The sequence below is a fragment of the Actinosynnema sp. NPDC053489 genome (assembly GCF_044544865.1).
In the GTDB taxonomy this organism is placed as follows: domain Bacteria; phylum Actinomycetota; class Actinomycetes; order Mycobacteriales; family Pseudonocardiaceae; genus Actinosynnema.
In genome coordinates, this window is record NZ_JBITXT010000009.1 from 270119 (window position 1) to 288159 (window position 18041).

11 protein-coding genes are annotated in these 18041 nt (G+C 74.1%); 1 reads left to right on the forward strand and 10 read right to left on the reverse strand.

All coding sequences use genetic code 11. The annotated features are described in order from the left end of the window. Position 1: 1 nt before the first annotated feature. The 6 genes from eccD to ACIGNX_RS22425 form a co-directional block, all read right to left on the reverse strand. Entirely contained in the window at positions 2 to 1393 is a 1392-nt protein-coding gene (gene eccD, locus ACIGNX_RS22400; protein ID WP_396542605.1) for a type VII secretion integral membrane protein EccD, read from the reverse strand. After that, complete coding sequence (eccCa, locus tag ACIGNX_RS22405) at positions 1390 to 5379, reverse strand: type VII secretion protein EccCa (protein ID WP_396542606.1); 3990 nt, start codon at positions 5377 to 5379, stop codon at positions 1390 to 1392. Before eccCa ends, eccD begins: the two co-directional genes overlap by 4 nt. Beyond that, positions 5376 to 8912: a hypothetical protein gene (locus tag ACIGNX_RS22410; RefSeq protein ID WP_396542607.1), complete on the reverse strand. Its 3537-nt coding sequence runs from the start codon at positions 8910 to 8912 to the stop codon at positions 5376 to 5378. Before ACIGNX_RS22410 ends, eccCa begins: the two co-directional genes overlap by 4 nt. Positions 8913 to 8959: 47 nt before the next feature. Beyond that, positions 8960 to 9682: a hypothetical protein gene (locus ACIGNX_RS22415; RefSeq protein ID WP_396542608.1), complete on the reverse strand. Its 723-nt coding sequence runs from the start codon at positions 9680 to 9682 to the stop codon at positions 8960 to 8962. 364 nt (positions 9683 to 10046) lie between these two features. Then, positions 10047 to 10349, reverse strand: a complete 303-nt coding sequence (locus ACIGNX_RS22420; RefSeq protein WP_396542609.1) for a WXG100 family type VII secretion target — start codon at positions 10347 to 10349, stop codon at positions 10047 to 10049. Positions 10350 to 10389: 40 nt separating this feature from the next. Then, entirely contained in the window at positions 10390 to 10713 is a 324-nt protein-coding gene (locus ACIGNX_RS22425) for a WXG100 family type VII secretion target (RefSeq protein ID WP_396542610.1), read from the reverse strand. Positions 10714 to 10972: 259 nt separating this feature from the next. On the opposite strand from ACIGNX_RS22425, the gene ACIGNX_RS22430 reads away from it, so the two are divergent. Continuing rightward, positions 10973 to 14368: a BTAD domain-containing putative transcriptional regulator gene (locus ACIGNX_RS22430; RefSeq protein ID WP_396542611.1), complete on the forward strand. Its 3396-nt coding sequence runs from the start codon at positions 10973 to 10975 to the stop codon at positions 14366 to 14368. A 53-nt stretch (positions 14369 to 14421) separates the two neighbouring features. On the opposite strand, the gene ACIGNX_RS22435 is transcribed toward ACIGNX_RS22430, so the two are convergent. The 4 genes from ACIGNX_RS22435 to ACIGNX_RS22450 form a co-directional block, all read right to left on the reverse strand. Further along, positions 14422 to 15153 carry an SDR family NAD(P)-dependent oxidoreductase gene (locus ACIGNX_RS22435; RefSeq protein ID WP_396542612.1) on the reverse strand — a complete coding sequence of 244 codons (732 nt, stop codon included), beginning with the start codon at positions 15151 to 15153 and terminating at the stop codon, positions 14422 to 14424. Positions 15154 to 15222: 69 nt separating this feature from the next. Continuing rightward, positions 15223 to 15597 carry a hypothetical protein gene (locus ACIGNX_RS22440; protein WP_396542613.1) on the reverse strand — a complete coding sequence of 125 codons (375 nt, stop codon included), beginning with the start codon at positions 15595 to 15597 and terminating at the stop codon, positions 15223 to 15225. Between the two features lie 201 nt (positions 15598 to 15798). Beyond that, a complete protein-coding gene (locus ACIGNX_RS22445; protein WP_396542614.1) occupies positions 15799 to 16644 on the reverse strand; it encodes a sugar phosphate isomerase/epimerase family protein in 846 nt (281 codons plus the stop codon). A gap of 6 nt (positions 16645 to 16650) precedes the next feature. Further along, complete coding sequence (locus tag ACIGNX_RS22450) at positions 16651 to 17730, reverse strand: NAD-dependent epimerase/dehydratase family protein (RefSeq protein ID WP_396542615.1); 1080 nt, start codon at positions 17728 to 17730, stop codon at positions 16651 to 16653. Positions 17731 to 18041 lie beyond the last annotated feature (311 nt).

Genomic DNA, 18041 nt, shown 5'->3' on the forward strand with positions numbered 1-18041 from the left:
CTCACCCGGCCAATCCGCGGGCCCAGGCGTAGACGGCCAGGATCTGCAGCAGCACGGGCAGCAGCGCGACGCCGGCGCAGATCTCCAGCACGTTGGCCAGGTGGCCCCACACCGGCAGCGGGCGGCGGTGCAGCGGGCGCAGCGCCGCGGTGACCAGCAGCACGGCCACGCCCAGCAGGGCGGCCACCCCGGTGATCCGCCACACCGGGTCCAGCCCCTCCCCCAGCACGACCACCTGGGCGACCACGCCCCACGCGCCGGCCAGCGACAGCGCGGTGCGCTGCGCGACGTTGCGGAACTCGCGGGCCCGCAGCAGCACCATCGTGGTCAGCAGGCCCAGCACGACGTGCTCGGCCCACCCCGTGCCGGCGAGCAGGCCGGGCACCACGGCGGCGAACACGAGGGCCGCGCCGACGGCGAGCACGGTCAGGTACCGGTCGGCCTGCCGGGTGCGCGCCACGAGGTCGGCCGCGGGCTCGGGCTCGACGTCGATCTGCAGCTCCTCGGCGGTGCGCGGCAGCTGGGGGCCGCGCAGCCGGGCGGCGCGGGTGGCGAGCTTGGGCGTGAACAGGGTGAGCAGCAGCAGCACCGCCCCGGTGACGGCGGCCGTCTGCGTCCCGGTCAGGTCGAGGCCGAGGTGCAGCCACCCGGCCAGGACCGCGCCCAGCGCGGCGACGACGACCACGCCGAACGGCACCACCGGCAGGTCGGGCACCACGAGCCGTTGCAGCACCAGCGGCAGCACCCCGCCCGCGAGCGCGACGACCGCGCCGACCAGCCCGCCCACCGGGGTGAACGACCCGTCCGCATCGGCGAGCGCGATCAGGCCGCCCAGCCACGCGTAACCGCACCCGGCCACCCCGGCGACGGCGGCCAGCGCCTGGTCCCCGCTGGTCCGCGCCACCGCGACCGCCCCGGTGAGCAGGACGAGCGCGAGCACCGCGGCGGTCGCCGCGAGCGCCGCGGCGTCGGCGGCGGTGACCAGGGCCGTGCCGATGGTGGCGAGGGCGACCGCGGCCAGGCCCAGGAACAGCCGCCGGTTCGCGGTGTCGCTCCACCGGTCGCCCTGGCGGCTGATCGCGGTCGCCATGCCCTCCGCGACGTCGTCGAAGTCCAGCTCGGGCAGCGGGTCCCGCGCGGGCGCCAGGTGGAACCGGTCGCCGTCCAGCCAGTCCAGCGTCTCGGGCGTGCCGTCGGGGTCGAGCGGGGCCTCCCCGAGCCGCTGGAGCACCCAGGAGCCGTACTCGGCGGTGGCGGCCCGCTGCTCCTCGGGCACGACGTGTCCGACGAGCAGGGGGATCAGGTCGGCCACCGTGGTGCCGACCGGCACGGCCAGGTCGGCCTTGCCGCCGGGACCGACGACGGTGACGCGGCACAGCTCGGCGGCGGTCACGGCCGACCACCCGCCGGGCGCGCCGCGGGCGCGAGCCCGGTCTGCACGAGCTTCACGCCGCGCCTGGTGACGAGCTGGGCGCGGCCGGGCGGCAGGGTGCGCGGCGCGGCCTCGCCGAGGAACTTGCCCTCCTCCTTGGGGTAGGAGAACAGCAGGGCCGGGGTGCCCAGCTCCCAGAGCCGGCGCAGGACGGGGTCCATCATCCCTCTCATGGCGTTGGCGCTGCTGCGCGCGACGATCAGGTGGAAGCCGATGTGCACGCCCTGGGCGAGCATCGGCAGCAGGGCGTCCAGCGGCGTGCCGAGGCCGGAGCCCGCGCCCATCAGCTCGTAGTCGTCCACGACCACGAACAGCTGCGGGCCCTCCCACCAGTCGCGGCGGCGCAGCCGCTCGGAGGAGATGTCCGCGCCCGGCACGCGCTTGTGCAGCGACACGGCGGCTTTGGTGGCGAGGTCGGCGAGCGCGTCGGCGCCGATCGCGTGCCCGATCAGGTACTCGTCGGGCACGGCGCCGTCCAGGTCGCGCCGGGAGTCCCCGAGGACCACCTTGGCCCGCTCGGGGGTGTAGCCCCGCACGACGGAGTCCAGCACCAGGCGCAGGGCGTTGGTCTTGCCGGTCTCGGCGTCGCCCATGGCGATCAGGTGGGGCACGGCGGAGAAGTCGTGCCACACCGGGGCGAGCCGCTGTTCGTCCTGGCCGAGGCAGATGCGCAGGTCGCCGTCCGGGGCGGGCAGGTCGGCCACGGGCAGCCTGGTGGGCAGCATCCGCACCCCGGGCGCGACGCGGCCGGGCCAGAACGTGCGGATCTCCTCGGCGGTGGCCTTGGTGACCTCGGTGAGGTCGTCGGTGGCCGAGCTGCCGTCGAGGCGGGGCAGGGCGGCGAGGAAGTGGTAGCCGGAGCTGGTCAGGCCGCGACCGGGCTGGTTGGGCACGGTGGCGGCCTTGCGGCCCTGCACCTCGGACTCCATGGCGTCGCCCAGGCGCAGTTCGAAGCGGGTGCCCAGCACGTCGCGCAGCCACGGGCGGATCTCCGACCAGCGGGTCGAGGACACCACGAGGTGGACGCCGAACGACAGGCCGCGCGCGGCGATCTCGGTGAGGCTGCCCTCCAGGTCGCCGTAGTCCTGCCGCAGGGTGAACCAGCCGTCGATGACCAGGAACACGTCGCCGTGCGGGTCGTCGACCGCGCCCTCGCGGCGGGCCTTGCGGTAGGCGTTCATCGACTCGAAGCCGCGCTCGGTGAACAGCGCCTCGCGGCGCTCGATGACCTGGATGACCTCCTGCACGGTGCGGTTGACGCGGTCGCGCTCCATGCGGGTGGCGATGGAGCCGACGTGCGGCAGGCCGCCGATCGACATCAGACCACCGCCGCCGAAGTCCAGGCCGTAGAACTGGACCTCCTCGGGCGTGTGGGTGACCGCGAGCGCCAGCACGAGGGTCCGCAGCAGGGTGGACTTGCCGGTCTGCGGCGCGCCGACCACGCCGACGTGGCCGTCGGAGCCGGACAGGTCCGCGCCGAGCAGCTCGCGCACCTGCTCGTAGGGGCGGTCGACCACGCCGACCGGGATGCGCAGCCGCCCGCGCACGGCCGGGTCGAGCACGGTCGTGCCCAGCTCGGGGTCGGGCAGCACGCTGGGCAGCAGCGTGTCCAGGGAGGGCGCCTGCGCCAGCGGCGGCAGCCACACCTGGCGGGCCGCCGGGCCCGCGCCCGCGAGCCTGCCGATCAGCACCTCGGCCAGGCTCGGCGCGTCCTCGGCGGGCGCGGGCGGCTCCTCCTCGGCCTCGGCCTCGGCGGGGTCCGGCTCGGCGGGCAGGTGCGGCGCGGGGTGCGCGTGGGTGTGGAACGGGACGACCGCGCCGGGCGCGGCACGGGGCCGTTCGGGGTCCGCGCCGACCGGCGCGGCGAGGGCGGTCGGCCCGGAGACGTAGGCGCCCTTGAACCGGACCAGCGTGGACGTGTCGATCTTGAGGTACCCGTTGCCCGGCGCGGAGGGCAGTTCGTAGGCGTCGGCGACGCCGATGACGCTGCGGGATTCCATCGAGGAGAACGTGCGCAGCGCGATGCGATAGGACAGGTGGCCCTCGACGCGGTGGATGCGGCCCTCGTCCAGGCGTTGCGAGGCCAGCAGCAGGTGCACGCCGAGGCTGCGGCCCAGCCGGCCGATGGAGACGAACAGGTCCATGAACTCCGGCTTGCTGCCCAGCAGCTCGCTGAACTCGTCCACCACGACCAGCAGCGTCGGCAGCGGCGGCAGGGTGCTGCCGGCCAGGCGGGCCTTCTCGTACTCGAACAGCGACGCGTGGCCGCTCTCCCGCAGCAGCTCCTGGCGGCGGACCATCTCGCCGTTGAGGGAGTCCTGCATCCGGTCGACCAGCGGCAGCTCGTCGGCCAGGTTGGTGATCATGGCCGAGGTGTGCGGCAGGCGGTCCATGCCCAGGAACGTCGCGCCGCCCTTGAAGTCGACCAGCACGAGGTTGAGCACCTCCGAGGAGTGCGTGGCCACCAGCGCGCACACCAGGGTGCGCAGCAGCTCCGACTTGCCCGAGCCGGTGGCGCCGATCAGCATCCCGTGCGGCCCCATGCCGCCCTGCGCCGACTCCTTCAGGTCCAGCTCCACGACCTCGCCGTCCTCGGTGACGCCGATGGGCACCTGGAGGCGGGCGCGCTGCGGCGTCTTGAGCCGCCACTGGTTGGCCACGTCGAAGGTGTGCGGGTCGCGGATGCCGAGCAGCGTGGTCAGCTCGAAGTCCTCCTCGAACGGCCGCTCGACCACGTCCACCGTGCCGCTGGTGCGCTTGGGGGCGAGCAGCCGCGCCAGCGCCTCGGCGCGCGTCGGGCTCAGCCGGTCGGGGACGGCCGAGCCGGTGGCGTCGCCCGCCGGGTACTCGACGCGGTCCTCGTGGCAGGTCAGGCGGAGCACCTTCGCGCCACCGGGCAGCACGCCGGTGACGTCGAGCAGCACGACGTTGCGCAGCCCGCCGCCCAGCAGCGGCGAGTCACCCGGGAGGTGCGCCAGGTGCGCCACCACGACCACGAACGGTTCGGTGACGCTGGGGAACGCGGACCTGTCGTGCTCGCCGCGCCCGGTGACCTCGGGACCGAGCACGGCCATCAGCTCGTCGTGGTCGCAGGCCAGCACGGGCAGGGGGCCGGTGCCGTCGCGCGCGGTGGGGTGGTTGTTGTGCGGCAGCCACTTCACCCAGTCCCACGCGGCGCGGGTGGCCTCGCCGGTCAGGACCGCCAGCCGCAGCTCGTCGGGCGCGTGGAACGCGGTGAGCTGGCCGATCAGGGCCCGCACGAGGCCCACCGCCACGTCCGGGTCGCCCGCGAACTCCACGCTGGTGAAGCTGCGCAGCCCGACCGAGATCGGGATGCCGCCCACCGTGCGGTAGGTCTCGCTGAACCGGCGCAGCGAGATCGCGGACAGCGGCTCCAGGTCCTCGATCGGCTTGGTCGACGGCGGCGTGAACTCCATGGCCGCGTGCTGCGCGCCCAGGCCGATGCGGACGCGCGCGAAGTCGTCGTGGCTGCCGCGCCGCTCCCACAGCCGCGGGCCGGACGCGATCGACCACAGCCACGACGGGTCGGGGTTGTTCCACGCCACGGCGGCGCGCTGCTCGTCGGCGGTCTTGCGGGCGCGGGTGCGCAGCTGGCCGATGTAGCGCAGGTAGTCGCGGCGCTCGGCGTTGAGCTTGCGCTTGCGCTCGGACCCGGCGCGGCCGAGCTGGCTCAGCCCCATGGTGATCATGGCGATGCCCATCGCGCCGCCCATGACGTAGATCAGCGGGGAGCCGCCCGAGCCGGCGGAGGAGAACACCAGGATCATCGCGATGGGGCCGATGGCCATCGGGATGAACATCAACACCTGGCCGAAGTCCCGCACCGCGGGTTCCGGCATGACCGGCGGCTCCTGCAGCTCCTCCTCGCCCTCGGGCAGCGCGGGTCCGGTGGCGCGCGGGCGGCGCTTGACGGTGGTGGTGCTCATTCGATGACCCCGGTCGCGCGCGGGGTGGGCGCGCCCCACGCCCGCTGGTCCTGCTTGAGCAGGTCGAGGGCGGTGCGCTCGTGCTCCTCGGCCTCGCCGTCCTCCGCCTCGACCGGCTCCTCCGGTTCCTCCGGCATGTCCTGCTCGCCGGCGGTCGGCAGGTCCTCGGGCGGCCGGGTGGCGCGCGGGATCACCTGGCCGCCGTCGGAGCGGACCGGGCGTGGCAGGGCGGTGGCGGCGGCGCTGGAGCTGTGCAGCCAGGGCGAGGCGTCGCGCAACGCGTAGTCGGGCGTGAAACCGGGGTCCTCGTCCTCCTCCGCGCGGTCGCCACCGCCGCCCAGCCAGAGCAGGCCGACGCCGGTGTTCCACGAGCTGGTGTCGTCGTCGTCGACGACGACCACGGGCACGACGTCGTCGTCCACCGGTGGGGCGGGCAGAGCCCCGGTCGCGACCGCCTCCTCCCGGCGCTTGGCCGGGGCGCCCTCGCCGCCCGACGCGACGGGCAGGCCCGACGTGCGGGGACCACCGTTCCCGGGCTGGGGCGGCGGCGCGGCGGACAGTGGTGGCACCACCGGCGGCACCGGCACCACTGGCACCACCGGCGGCACGGCGGTCGGCACGCCCACCGGAGCCGGTGCGACGGGTGCCACGGCCTCGTGCTGGGCAACGGGTTCGGGGATCACCGGCTCGGGTCGGGCGACGGGTTCGGGACTCACGACCTCCGGCACCGCGACGAGGTCGGCGCCCGCGGGTTCGGGCACCGCGACGAGGTCGGCACCCACGGGATCGGCACTCATGCGTTCGACACTCATGCGTTCTGGCACCGCGACGGGCTCGGGCGCCGCTTCGGGCGGCCCCAGCGGAGCGGGTGAACCACCCACCTCGGTCTGGCTCCCACCTCGCCAGGTCTCGACGTCCTCGCCGACGAGTTCGGAGGCCGCCGAGCGCTCGGGAGCCCTGATGGGGGCGGGACCCGCCGGGGGCTGGGCGATCGGGGGCGTGACGGCCGCCCACTGCTCGGGCGCGACCGGCGGCGCCTGCACCAGTTCCCCGGGTCCGCCCACCCCGGTCAGGTCAGCGCTCTGCCAGGGCTCGACCTCACCACCGATCAACCCCGACGCGTCCGAACGCTCCACACCAGACCCAGCCCCACCAGAAGCACCAGGCGACATCGGAGACATCGGCGGCACCATCGGCGGCACACCCGACCCCAACCCCTGCTGCTGCCCCACCGGAGCAGCCCACTCCTCCGACTCCACCGACGGCACATCCACCAAAGCCTGCGGATCACCCACACCCGCCAAACCCTCACCCGCCCAAGGCTCGACCTCACCACCAATCAACCCCGACGCATCCGAACGCTCCACACCAGACCCAGCCCCACCAGAAGCACCAGGCGACATCGGAGACATCGGCGGCACCATCGGCGGCACACCCGACCCCAACCCCTGCTGCTGCCCCACCGGAGCAGCCCACTCCTCCGACTCCACCGACGGCACATCCACCAAAGCCTGCGGATCACCCACACCCGCCAAACCCTCACCCGCCCAAGGCTCGACCTCACCACCAATCAACCCCGACGCATCCGAACGCTCCACACCAGACCCAGCCCCACCAGAAGCACCAGGCGACATCGGAGACATCGGCGGCACCATCGGCGGCACACCGGACCCGAGGCCGCCGGGCAGACCGGCGCTCCCCTTGCCGGCCCACTCCTCCGGGAGCTGCGGCGGCGCGTCCACGAGGGATTGCGGAGCGCCGAGGCCGGGCGGTTCCGCGCCCTGCCACGGTTCGATCTCGCCACCGATGAGGCCCGACGCGTCCGAGCGGTCCAGACCGGACCCGTTCGAACCGGGAGCACCCGGGGACAACGGCGACATCGGCGGCACCATCGGCGGCACGGCGGTCCCGCGCTCGTCCTGCCCGAGGCCGGAGCCCCGGGGTGCGTCGACCGTCCAGTTGGCGGGCGGCTTGAGGTCCTGCGGCAGGGGTGGCGCGTCCAGCTCCGGCGGCGTCACGCCGCCGAGGTCCGGCAGCCGGGTCGGGCTCTGGGGCGCTTTCTGGCCGTCGGAGCGCGGCGAGGTCGACAGGGGGCCGCCGCCCAGGCCGGGGAACGGCGTGGGCCCCGGGAGGCTGCCGGGCACCACACCGAGCGGCGGGGCGCTGCCGGGCGCGAGCGCGTCCAGGTCCGGCGGCACGATGCCACCGGGTGAGCCCAGACCGGGCAGTCCACCCGAACCGGGCCCGTTCCCCAATCCCGGTCCCGGCCCGAGGCCAGACCCGGGACCGTCTCCCAGCCCAGGCACGTCACCCAACCCGGGCACGTCACCCGAGCCCGGGCCGTCGCCCCACTCCGGTCCGTCGCCCAGGCCCGGCACGTCGCCCAACCCGGGCAGCCCGCCGGGACCGGGCAGGTCGCCCAGACCGCGCGGACCGTCCGTGCCGAACCCGCCCGTGGGCGGCGGCGTCGACGTCAGGTCCGGGACGTCCTTCCCGCCGAGGTCGGGCGGCGGGACCTTGACGAACTCCTGCGGGTCGGGGACGCCCGGGCCGTCGCCCACGTCGTTGAGCTTCTTCTTCAGGTCGTCCCAGTTGATCTTGTCCGGGCCGGGGGACCCCGGACCGTCGCCACCCGGGTCGAACTTGTTCTTCAGGTCGCCCCAGTCGATCTTGAACGGGTCGGGCTTGCCCTTGTCCAGGTCGGGGTTGTCGAAACCCAGGTTCGGCTTCTGGTCCAGGCCCGAGGACGGGTTCGGCGCCTTCACGGCCTGGGGGTTCGGCTTGTACTCGACTCGTTCGTAGTGCTGGGCGAGGGTCTTGAGCACCTGGCGCATGTCGTTCGTCATCATGTCGACGATCTGCTTGTTCCAGTTGATCCAGATGTTGCCGTTGGGCATCTTGTACTCGATGACCCCGTCGGCGACGTCGTACTCCCACTGCCCGGTGGCGAAGTTGAACGTGGGGTCGTCGTGGACCTCGGCGTTGTAGAGCGCGCCGATCCGCTCCGCCTCGCCCGCGTAGTACTGGTTGATCTTCCAGACGGTGTCGCGGGCCCAGTCCAGGTAGAAACCGGCGTCCCACAACTGCTGCGGCACGTTGAACATGCCGGTCGGGCCGCCCGCGAACTGCTCGCCGATCCGGTGGAAGCTCTGGGCGAGGGGCTGCATCAGGGTGCGGAAGGCGGTCGCGGCGTCCCCGCGCCACGGCCCGTCGTCGCCGGTGAGCGCGTCCACCTGGGCGGTGAGGTTGTTGCCCACCTGGACAACGGCCTCCTGCACCCAGCGGAGGTCGGTCGCGGCGTTCCAGAGCGACTCGGGGTCGGACAGGGCCTTCGCCTTGGCTTCGATCTCCGCCCTGGTCCGGTCGTCGACCTTCCCCACGGCGGCGTTCCCGGTGATCACGGCCTGGATCTGCTTCCAGTCCATCGTGTCGTAATCGTCCCGGGAGCCGTAGTCGCCGGTCGCGTAGACCGCGCCCTCGTCCTCCTTCGTCGGTTTCGCGACGCCCTGGGGGGTGTTCGTGTCGTCAGCCATCGCCCGCCGCCTTCAGCCGGTCCCAACCGTGCCCGTCCGCCCGCCCGCTACTTCCCCTCGTCCTTCCCGGACTTCCCGTCCTCGCCCTTGCCGCCCTTGGTCTCGCCGTCCTTGGTCCCGTCGTCCTTCGTCCCGCCGTCCTGGCCGGTGTCGCCCTCGGCGGTACCGCCCTGCGGCGCCAAGGGGTTGTCGGGCGGCAGGAGCGACGCGCCGGGCAGGCCGGTGGTGCTGCCGATGTAGTCGACGGCGTCCTGGATGTGCTCGGCGAGCTTCGTGGACGTCAGGCTGTTCAACTCCTCGGCGGTGTCGTAGTCGTGCGCGAGCTTCTCCAGGCTCTGCGCGGTCGCCTCCAGCGCCTCGATCGCCTTCTTCAGGAACTCGGCGGTCGGCTCGACGATGCCGGTCAGCGTGCCGGACCCGGTTCCGCCCGAACCGCTGCCGCGCAGCTTGAGGATCATCTGCTGGGCGTCGTAGAACGCGCCGGGTGCGATGTCGACGTTCCGCAGCTTCTCCAGCGCCTGGGTGAGCAGCTCGTTCAGCTTGCGCAGGTTCCCGGCGAACACCCTGAGCGCGTCGGTGCTGACCGCGGTGCTCCCGCTGCCGTCGACGCCCTTGCGCGGCGGCGGTGGGACGTGGTCGTCCAGGTCCGGCGCGTTGAGGGGGTAGTCGTTCATCCTCGTCGGCTCGTCGAGCTTGTGCTCGCCCTTGTTGGGGTCCTTGTCCGAGCCGAACTGGTTGGCGTCCTGGACCTTGTCCCACTTGATGCCCACGGTGCTGGGTTCCTCTCGCGATCACTCGGTTGCGACCCGCCCGACCGCACCGGGTGGTCTGCCCCGGCGCGGTCGGGCGGGTCGCCTGCGTCGACGCCGCCGAAGCGTCGACAGCGGTGTGGTCGTCCTCGCACGGTCGGCCTCGGGCCGCGGTGCGGGCGGTTCGGGCTCGGCGGGCGGTGAGCCCGGTTCGACGGGCGGCGGGCCCGGCTCGGCGGGCGGCCCGGTCACCGAGCGGCGGTTCGGACCGCGGGCGCCTTCCGCGCGGGGTCGCCGCCGGACCGGCCGCGGGCGCGGACCGCAGGCACGGGCCGGCGGTCGGGGACCGCGCCGGGCGGCGACCCGCCCGGCGCGGTCCTCGCGGTCACGGCGCCCGGTAGTCGCCGAAGCTCTGGACGCCGGCGCGCTCGACCCTGAGGTACTCCTCCTCGATCCGGGTCAGCGCCGTGTTCGCGGACTGGAGCGTGAACGGCATCCGCTGCGCCGCCTGGACCCACAGCTGCCTGGCCTCGTTGTAGGCCTGCTTGGAGGGGCCGTCCCAGTCCTGCGTCAGGGGGTCGACCATGCCTGGCAAGTTGTTCAGTTCGTTGACCAGGTGGTTCTTCACCTTGGTCATGTCATCGCGCACCTGGGCGGCGATGTTGCGGTCGTAGCCGTACTCGGTCATGGTCGCGGTGCTTCCTTCCCGTGGTCTCGGGTGTTGCGGGTCAGAGGCCGGTCAGGCCGGGGCCGACGGGGATGGAGCCCGCGATGGCCGTGTTGGCGTCCTCACCCCGGGACGCGGTGGTCGCGTGGTCCCTCATCAGCTGCACCATCACGGTGAGCGATTTCGTGATGTCGTTGCAGTCCTTGTCCCAGGCGACCATGGCCTCCTGGAACGCGATGGACGCCGTGCCGGTCCACGCGGTCCGCAGGTACTCGACCGAGCCCCTGACCTGTCCGATGCCCCGGTCGGCGGTGCTCTTGACCTCCTCCAGGTAGCCGGCGGCGCCCAGCACTCCGGCGGAGTTGATGGAAATGGGTGCGTTCATGGGTGTTCCCCTTGGTCGGCAAACCACTGCTCTACGCGCCGACTGGCGCTTCGGTGCACGGCCCAGTCTCGGCAACCGGTCACCGCCGGGGCAGCGGCCGGCGACCGGCGGTGCCCCAACGACCGGGGCCCGCTGCCCGGACAGGCGAGGTGCCCCCGGGCCGCTTCCGGAGGCGGGTGACAAGATGGCGTCACCGTTTGAACGGAAACGCCGCGAGGCGCGGGTGCACCCGCGCCGGCCGAGGCCGATCGGAGGAACTGTGACGGAGCCCGGGACCTCCTCGCTGCGCCTCGAGGTGCTGGGCCCGCCGCGCGCGTGGCTGGGCGACCACGAGCTGCCGCTGGGCTCGAACCGGCAGCAGGCGGTGCTGGCGGTGCTGAGCGCGCACCCGAACCGGCTCGTGCCGCTGCGCACGCTGATCGCGGGGGTCTGGGGTGCCGAGGCGCCCGCCAGCGCCACCGGCAACCTGCACACGTACCTGTCGGGGTTGCGGCGGGCGTTCGGCCCGGCGCGGGACCTGCTGGTCTCCGGAGCGGCCGGCTACTCGCTGCGGCTGGACGAGGCGGCGTTGGACAGCGCGGTGTTCGACCGGCTCCGGCTGGAGGCCGAGCGGCGGTACGCGGCGGGTGACCGGCGCGGCGCGGTGGCGGCGCTCGACGAGGGGTTGGCGCTGTGGTCCGGCGAGGCCTACGCCGGGGTGCGCGGCCCGTTCGCCGAGCAGGCCCGCCGCAGGCTGGAGGCGGTGCGACTGGAGGCGGTGCGGCTGCGCGCCCGCGCCCGGCTGGAGCTGGGCGAGCACGCCGAGCCGGTCGCGGAGCTGACCGACCTGGTGCGGCAACACCCGCTGGACGAGGCGGCGCACGAGCTGCTGATGCTCGCCCTGCACCGCGGCGGGCGGCACGCGGAGGCGCTGGAGGCGTTCCGCACGGCTCGGCTCTCCCTGGCGGCGGCCGGCCGCGAACCCGGTCCGGCGCTGCGCGAGCTGCACCAGGTGGTGCTGTCGGGTCCGGCGGCGGGGTCGCGGCCGGAAGTGCCCGTGCTGCGGGTCGCGCCGCCGCGCCCGCCCCGGGTGCCGACCGGGCGGCTGCTCGGGCGCGCCGCGGAGCTGGCCGCGCTGACCGGCGCGCTGGACGACGTCCTCGCCGGTCGCGGCCGGGCGGTGTGGGTGGAGGGCGAGGCGGGCATCGGCAAGACCGCCCTGCTGGCCGAGGCCCTGGGCGGCGCCGTCGAGCGGCCGTGCCACCTGGCGTGGGCGGTCGCCGACGAGGTGAGCGGCCGGTTCCCCCTCCAGGTGGTGATGGAGGCGCTGGACGTGACCCCCGCCGCCGCGGACCCGCGGCGGGCCGAGCTGGCGGTGAAGCTGCGCGAGCCGGCGGCCCAGCACGGCTGGAACCGCACCGCGCCGGTGGACCGCCTGCTGGCGTTCACCGGCGAGCTGTGCGCGACCGCGCCGCTGGTCCTGGTGGTGGACGACCTCCAGTGGGCCGACGACGCGAGCCTGCTGCTCTGGAACCGGCTGGCCACCGCGACGGAGCACCTGCCGCTGCTGCTGGTCGGCGCCTCCAGGCCGGGGGCGCGCGGTCGCCCGGGGCGGCTGCGCCGGGGCGTGCTGGAGGCCGCCGGGCTGCTCGTGGCGCTGCCGCCGCTGGCCCCCGCGGACGCCGAGCGCCTGGTGGGCGCCGTCATCGGCGCCTCGCGCGGCCCCGGCCTGCGGTCGCTGGCCTCCGCGGCGGGCGGCAACCCGCTCTACGCCGTGGAGATCGCGGAGCTGATGGCGCGCGACGGCGGCGTGCGCGTGGTCGACGGCGCGGCCGAGGTGGACGACACCTCCCCGGTCGATTCGCTGTACCGGGACCGCGGCGGGGTGCGCAACGTGCTCGCCGACCTGTCGGAGGGCGCCCAGGAGGTGCTGCGGTCGGCGGCGCTGCTGGGGATGCGGTTCGACGTGGCGGCCCTGGCGGCGGTCAGCGGGCGCTCGCCGGTGCACCTGCTGCGCGAGCTAGACGAGGCGGTCGCGGCGCAGATGGTGGTGGAGTCGGGCGACGACCTGGCGTTCCGCCACCCCTACGTGCGGTGGGCCCTCTACAACCAGGTGCCGCAGCCGTTGCGGGTGGCGCTGCACCGGCAGGCCGCCGAGGACCTGGCGGACGCCGGCGCGCCCCTGGAGCAGGTGGTGGAACACCTGGGCGTCGCCGCGGTGGACGCCTGGGTGGCGCGCTGGGTCGCGGAGCACCGCGAGGAGCTGGCGGACCGGGCGCCGGAGGCGGCCGTGGAGCTGCTGCACCGGCTGCTGGCCACCGGTCTGGTCGGCAACGGCGAGCGGGCGGCGCTGGTGATGGTGCTGCTGCGGACGCTGTTCCGGCTGGGCCGCGACGTGGAACAGGTGGCCGCGGAGGCGCTGGCCGGGGTGATCGCCCCCGGGGACGCCGCCGAGGCCCGGCACCTGCTCGCGCGGTCGCGGCGCCACCGCGGCGACGTGGCGGGCGCCATCGCGGCGCTGGAGGGCGCGGTGCGGATGCCGGGCGTGCCGGAGACGTGGCTGACCCGGCACCACGCGATGATCGCGGCCCTGCGGCGCGGTCACCTGGCGGACCTGGACGAGGTCGACGTGGTCGCCCAGCGGGTGCACGCCGAGTCGGTCGCGGCGGGCGAGCCGCGCGCGGCGGCGTACGCGCTGCGGGACCGGTGGTTCGTCGCCTCCGCCCGCCGGGACCACGAGCGGGCGCTGCGGCACGTGGACGACGCGCTGGCGCTGGTCGGCGAGGAGCGCGGGATGGCCGAGGCCAGGTGCGACCTGCTGGACAACAGGGCGTTCACGCTCCGGAACCTGGACCGGCTGGCCGAGGCGGAGGCCGCGCTGATGGAGGCGCGGCGGATCATCACCCGGTACGGGCTGCCGACGGGCATGGAGGTCCCGCTGGCCGTGCAGCACTACTGGACCGGCGCCTGGGAGGGCGCGCTGGTCGAGATGGGCGGGGTGGACTACGACGCGCCGGGGCTGACCTTCTACGGCATCCGCGAGCGCGGGTCGGCCCAGGTCCTGCGGCACGGGCTGTCGGCGTTGATCGCGGTGCGCCGAGACGAGTGGGCCAACGCGGCGGTGCACCTGGACGCGGTGGCGTCACCGGGGGACCTGGTCGGGGCGGAGCGGGAGAGCGGCGACTACCTGCTGGCCGCCGCGGCGCTGGCGGCCGAGCGGCGGGGCCGGCGGGACGAGGCGGTGCGGCTGCTGGCCTCGGTGCCGGGCCCGGAGGAGGCGCCGGTGCTGCTGCGCCACCAGTGGATGCCGCTGCTGGTGCGGCTCGCGCTCGACGCCGACCGGCCCGCCGAGGCGCGGCGGGCGGTCGAGGTCTGCGAACGGGAGGCCGCCGCGGAGGTCCGGCCGGGCCGGGCCGCCCGGGCGGCGGCCTGGTGCCGGGCCCTGGTGGCGGGGGACGTGGGCGCGCTGCTGGCGGTGGCCGAGGAGCACCGCTCGGTGGGCCGCGCGGTGGAGCTGGCGGAGGCCCTGGAGGACGCGGCGGTCGCCTGCGCCGCGCGCGGTGACCGGCACGCGGCGGCGGACCTGTACGCGCGGGCCGCGGCCGGTTACGAGGGCCTGGGCGCCCGGTGGGACCTCATCCGGTCCCGCAGGCGCCTGGACGGAGCCAGGCGCTGATCCGCGGGGTGCGCGGGCGACGGGGGCCGGCGCGGGACCGGCCCCCCGCGGCGTCAGGCGCCCGGCACGGCGAACGCCACCTGCTCGACCGGGGCACCGACCTGGAGGTGCCAGCACTCGCCGCTGTCGGGCGAGCCGAGGACGGTCTCGAAGGCGTCCACCACGTCCGAGACCTCCAGGATCGGCATGCCCAGGTCGTGGATGACACCGCGGAAGCCGTCGATGATCGGGGTCTCCGCGAAGCCGGGGCAGAGCGCGTTGATCCGGATGCCCTCGTGGGCGACCAGCGGCGCGTAGGACCGCACGTAGTTGACCACGGCCGCCTTCGTCGCGCCGTAGACGGGGTCGAACGGCACGGGCACCAGGCCCGCCAGGCTGGACATCGCCACGACGGTGCCGCCGCCCCGCGCCCGCAGCGCCGGCAGCACGGCCTCGATGCCGTAGACCACGCCGTCGAGGTTCGTGGCCACGACCCGCCGGTACCGCTGCGGGTCGAACCCGTCCCCACCGGTCACCACGCCGGCGTTCAGCACCGCCAGGTCGAGCCCGCCGAAGCGGGCCACGGCCGTCTCGACGGCGGCGCGGCTGTCCGAGGGGACGCGGACGTCGCACTGCGCGAACGCGCCGCCGATCTCCTCCGCGACCGCCTCGCCGCGCTCGGCCACGAGGTCGGCCACCACGACCCGCGCGCCGCCCTCCGCCAGGCGCCGGGCGATGGCCTCGCCGATGCCGCCCGCCGCACCGGTCACCAGCGCGACCTTGCCGAGGTACTCGTTGTTGCCCATGGACGTCCTCTCCTTCCGTGCCGTCCCGGGCCGGACCGGCTGCGCGCGCGGTCCGGCCCGGCGGCTCGCTCAGCTGTAGAAGAACGCGGGCGCCGGCTGCGCGAAGGTGCCCCACGCCTGGACGAGCGTGGTGGCGCCGCGCGCCTGGAACTGCGCCGACGTCCGGTACCGCTTGGTCTGCTTCTCGGTGTAGCGGAGCTGGTACCACTGCCCGGTGGACACCGAGATGGTCGCGCACGTGCCGTCGTTCGGCACGGTCGGGGACAGCGCGGACAGCATCGCGTTGTCGGGGAACACCGCCTTCACCTCGTAGTCGGCGCTGTAGTTGCACAGCTTCACCTTGGTGGTGGTGGCGGCGGTGGCGGTGGCGGTCGGGACCGCCAGGGGGATCAGGGCGAGCAGCAGCGCGACGACCGCCGCCCGCGTGGTGCGGGGCTTGGACACGGGATCACCTCGTCGGTGTGGGTGGCATTGGCTGCGTGGATCGTGTCGCCCCGGCCGGTACCGGACGAGGCGCGGGACGCCGGTGCTGCTCGACCGCCGCGACGCCGTGCCCGAACGGGCCAGGCCGGTCCCCGGTGGCGGTCGTCGGCGTCGGAGGGGAAGCCGCGTGAGCGCCGCCGGACCGGAGGAGGTCGCGCCCGCTCACTCGATGAGCTTGTCGCCCAGCACGTCGCGCAGGAACGCCAGGCTCCGCTCCGCCTCGTCGACCTTGCCGCACTCGACGCTGAGGAAGATCTCCCGGTCCAGCGGTTCGAGGACGTCGAAGACCCGTTCCCAGTCGACCTCGCCCTCGCCGAGCGCGCAGCCGACCGGGGTGCCGGTGACCAGGCCGCGCTCCGCGGCGCTGTGCTGCGCGCTGATGTCCTTGGCGTGCATGTGGACCACGCGGTGCTTGACCCGGTCCAGGCCCTCGTAGAGGTCCTCCAGCGCGGCGAGGTGGAAGTTGCCGGTGTCGAAGTTGACGTTGATCCACGGCGACGGCGCCAGGTCGGCGATGGCCAGCAGCCCTTTGGAGGTGCAGCTGAACGTGCCGTGCGGCTCGATGCACACGTTGACCCGGTGCCGCTCGGCGACCATGGCCGCCTTGGTCAGCGTGTAGCGCATGACCTGCCAGGCGAACTCGTCCTCCATCCACTCCGGCTTGATCATGTCGTCGGTGTTGACGAACTCCGCACCGCAGGCGGCGGCGAACACGATGGCCCTGGTCAGCCTCGGCACCGCCGCCTCGGGCTTCATCAGCGGGCTGTGGCCGCTGATGCCCGAGACCCGCACGCCGGCCCGGTCGCAGATCTCCTTCATCAGCAGCGGGTCCTCCTCCATGGAGAAGGAGTGGAAGAAGTCGACCTCGCTGAGCAGGTCCCACCCGGTGTGGACCATCGGCTCCACGTACCGGTAGCCCAGCTCGGCCGCCTTCTCGACGCCCCAGCGGAACCCCTGGGCGGCGTCCTTGATGTACTCCATGTTCAGGGTGGCGCGGTAGCGGGCCATGGCTCGTCAGACCCTTTCCGTGACGGTGCCGCGGTACGAGGACCAGTGGGCGTGCATGGCCGCGAGGGTGTCGTCCAGGCCGTGCTCCGGTTCCCACCCCGGGTAGTGGCGGCGGAACTTGCGGGTGTCGGTGATCCAGCAGCGGGCGTCGGTGAACCGGGCGTCCGGCTCGTACCGGACGTTCATGGGGCGGCCGGTGAGCCGCTCGCACCTGGCGACGGCCTCCAGGATCGAGGTGCTGCGCTCCCGCCCGCCGCCGGCGTGGTAGACCGCGCCGGGCTGCGGGTCGAGGTGGTAGTGCCAGAACATGCGGACCAGGTCGCGGGCGTCGATGTTGTCCCGGACCTGCTTGCCGCCGTGGCCGATGATCGTGTACTCGCCGCCGGAGACGGCCGTGCGCACCAGGTGCGACAGGAAGCCGTGCAGCCGCACGCCCGCGTGCCGGGGGCCGGTGATGTTGCTGCACCGGAAGACGCCGACCTTCATGCCCAGGTGCCGCCCGTACTCCTGCGCGGCGAGGTCGGCGGACAGCTTGGAGACGCCGAAGAAGGTGCGGTCGGTCCCGTCCAGCTCCATCGTCTCGTCGATGCCGAACGGGTAGTAGGGGTGGTCGGGGTGGATGTCCCAGCGGGTGTCCAGCTCGACCAGCGGCAGCGCGTTGGGCTTGTCGCCGTAGACCTTGTTGGTGGACGTCACGACGAGGGTCGCGTCGGGGCAGTGCCGTCGGGCGGCCTCCAGCACGTTGAGCGTGCCCACGGCGTTGATGGAGAAGTCGTCGAGGGTCCGCTCGGTGGCCCAGTCGTGGCTGGGTTGGCCCGCGGTGTGCGCGATCAGCTTGACGTCGGTCCCGTAGGTGCTCAGCACCTGGGCGACGAGGGCGTAGTCGCGGATGTCGACGTCGTGGTGGCGGTAGTTGGGGATGAAGGACATCTCGGCCACGTTCCCGCTCACGTCGCCGTCCGCGCCGAACAGGGTGCCGCGGATCCCGTTGTCGAGCCCCACCACCAGGTCGAACCGGTCGCGGAAGAATCGCACGGCTTCGGTGCCGACAAGCCCGGCCGCACCGGTCACAACAGCTATTTCCATTGATTCATCTCCCTCTTCCCGGCGTGCGCAAACAATGCGCCGCACCGCGTCCGGCGACAATGACGGGAGAGAGCGCCCGTGCGCGAAGAGACCCCTACTTCGCCCGTTCGGGCAACACCGGGACGTCAGAGGTGGTGGGGCGATGACGCGCAGGTGAACAGCGGTGATCGCGGGCGCGGGACGCCGGTCGCCGGCGGACCGGGGCCGCCGGCGGGGAGCACGTCAAAAAATGATCTTCCCGGAAGGGAAGAATCACGCGCACCGATTGTGAGACGCGCATGGCGTTTTACCGGGCGTGCCGACGGGACGAT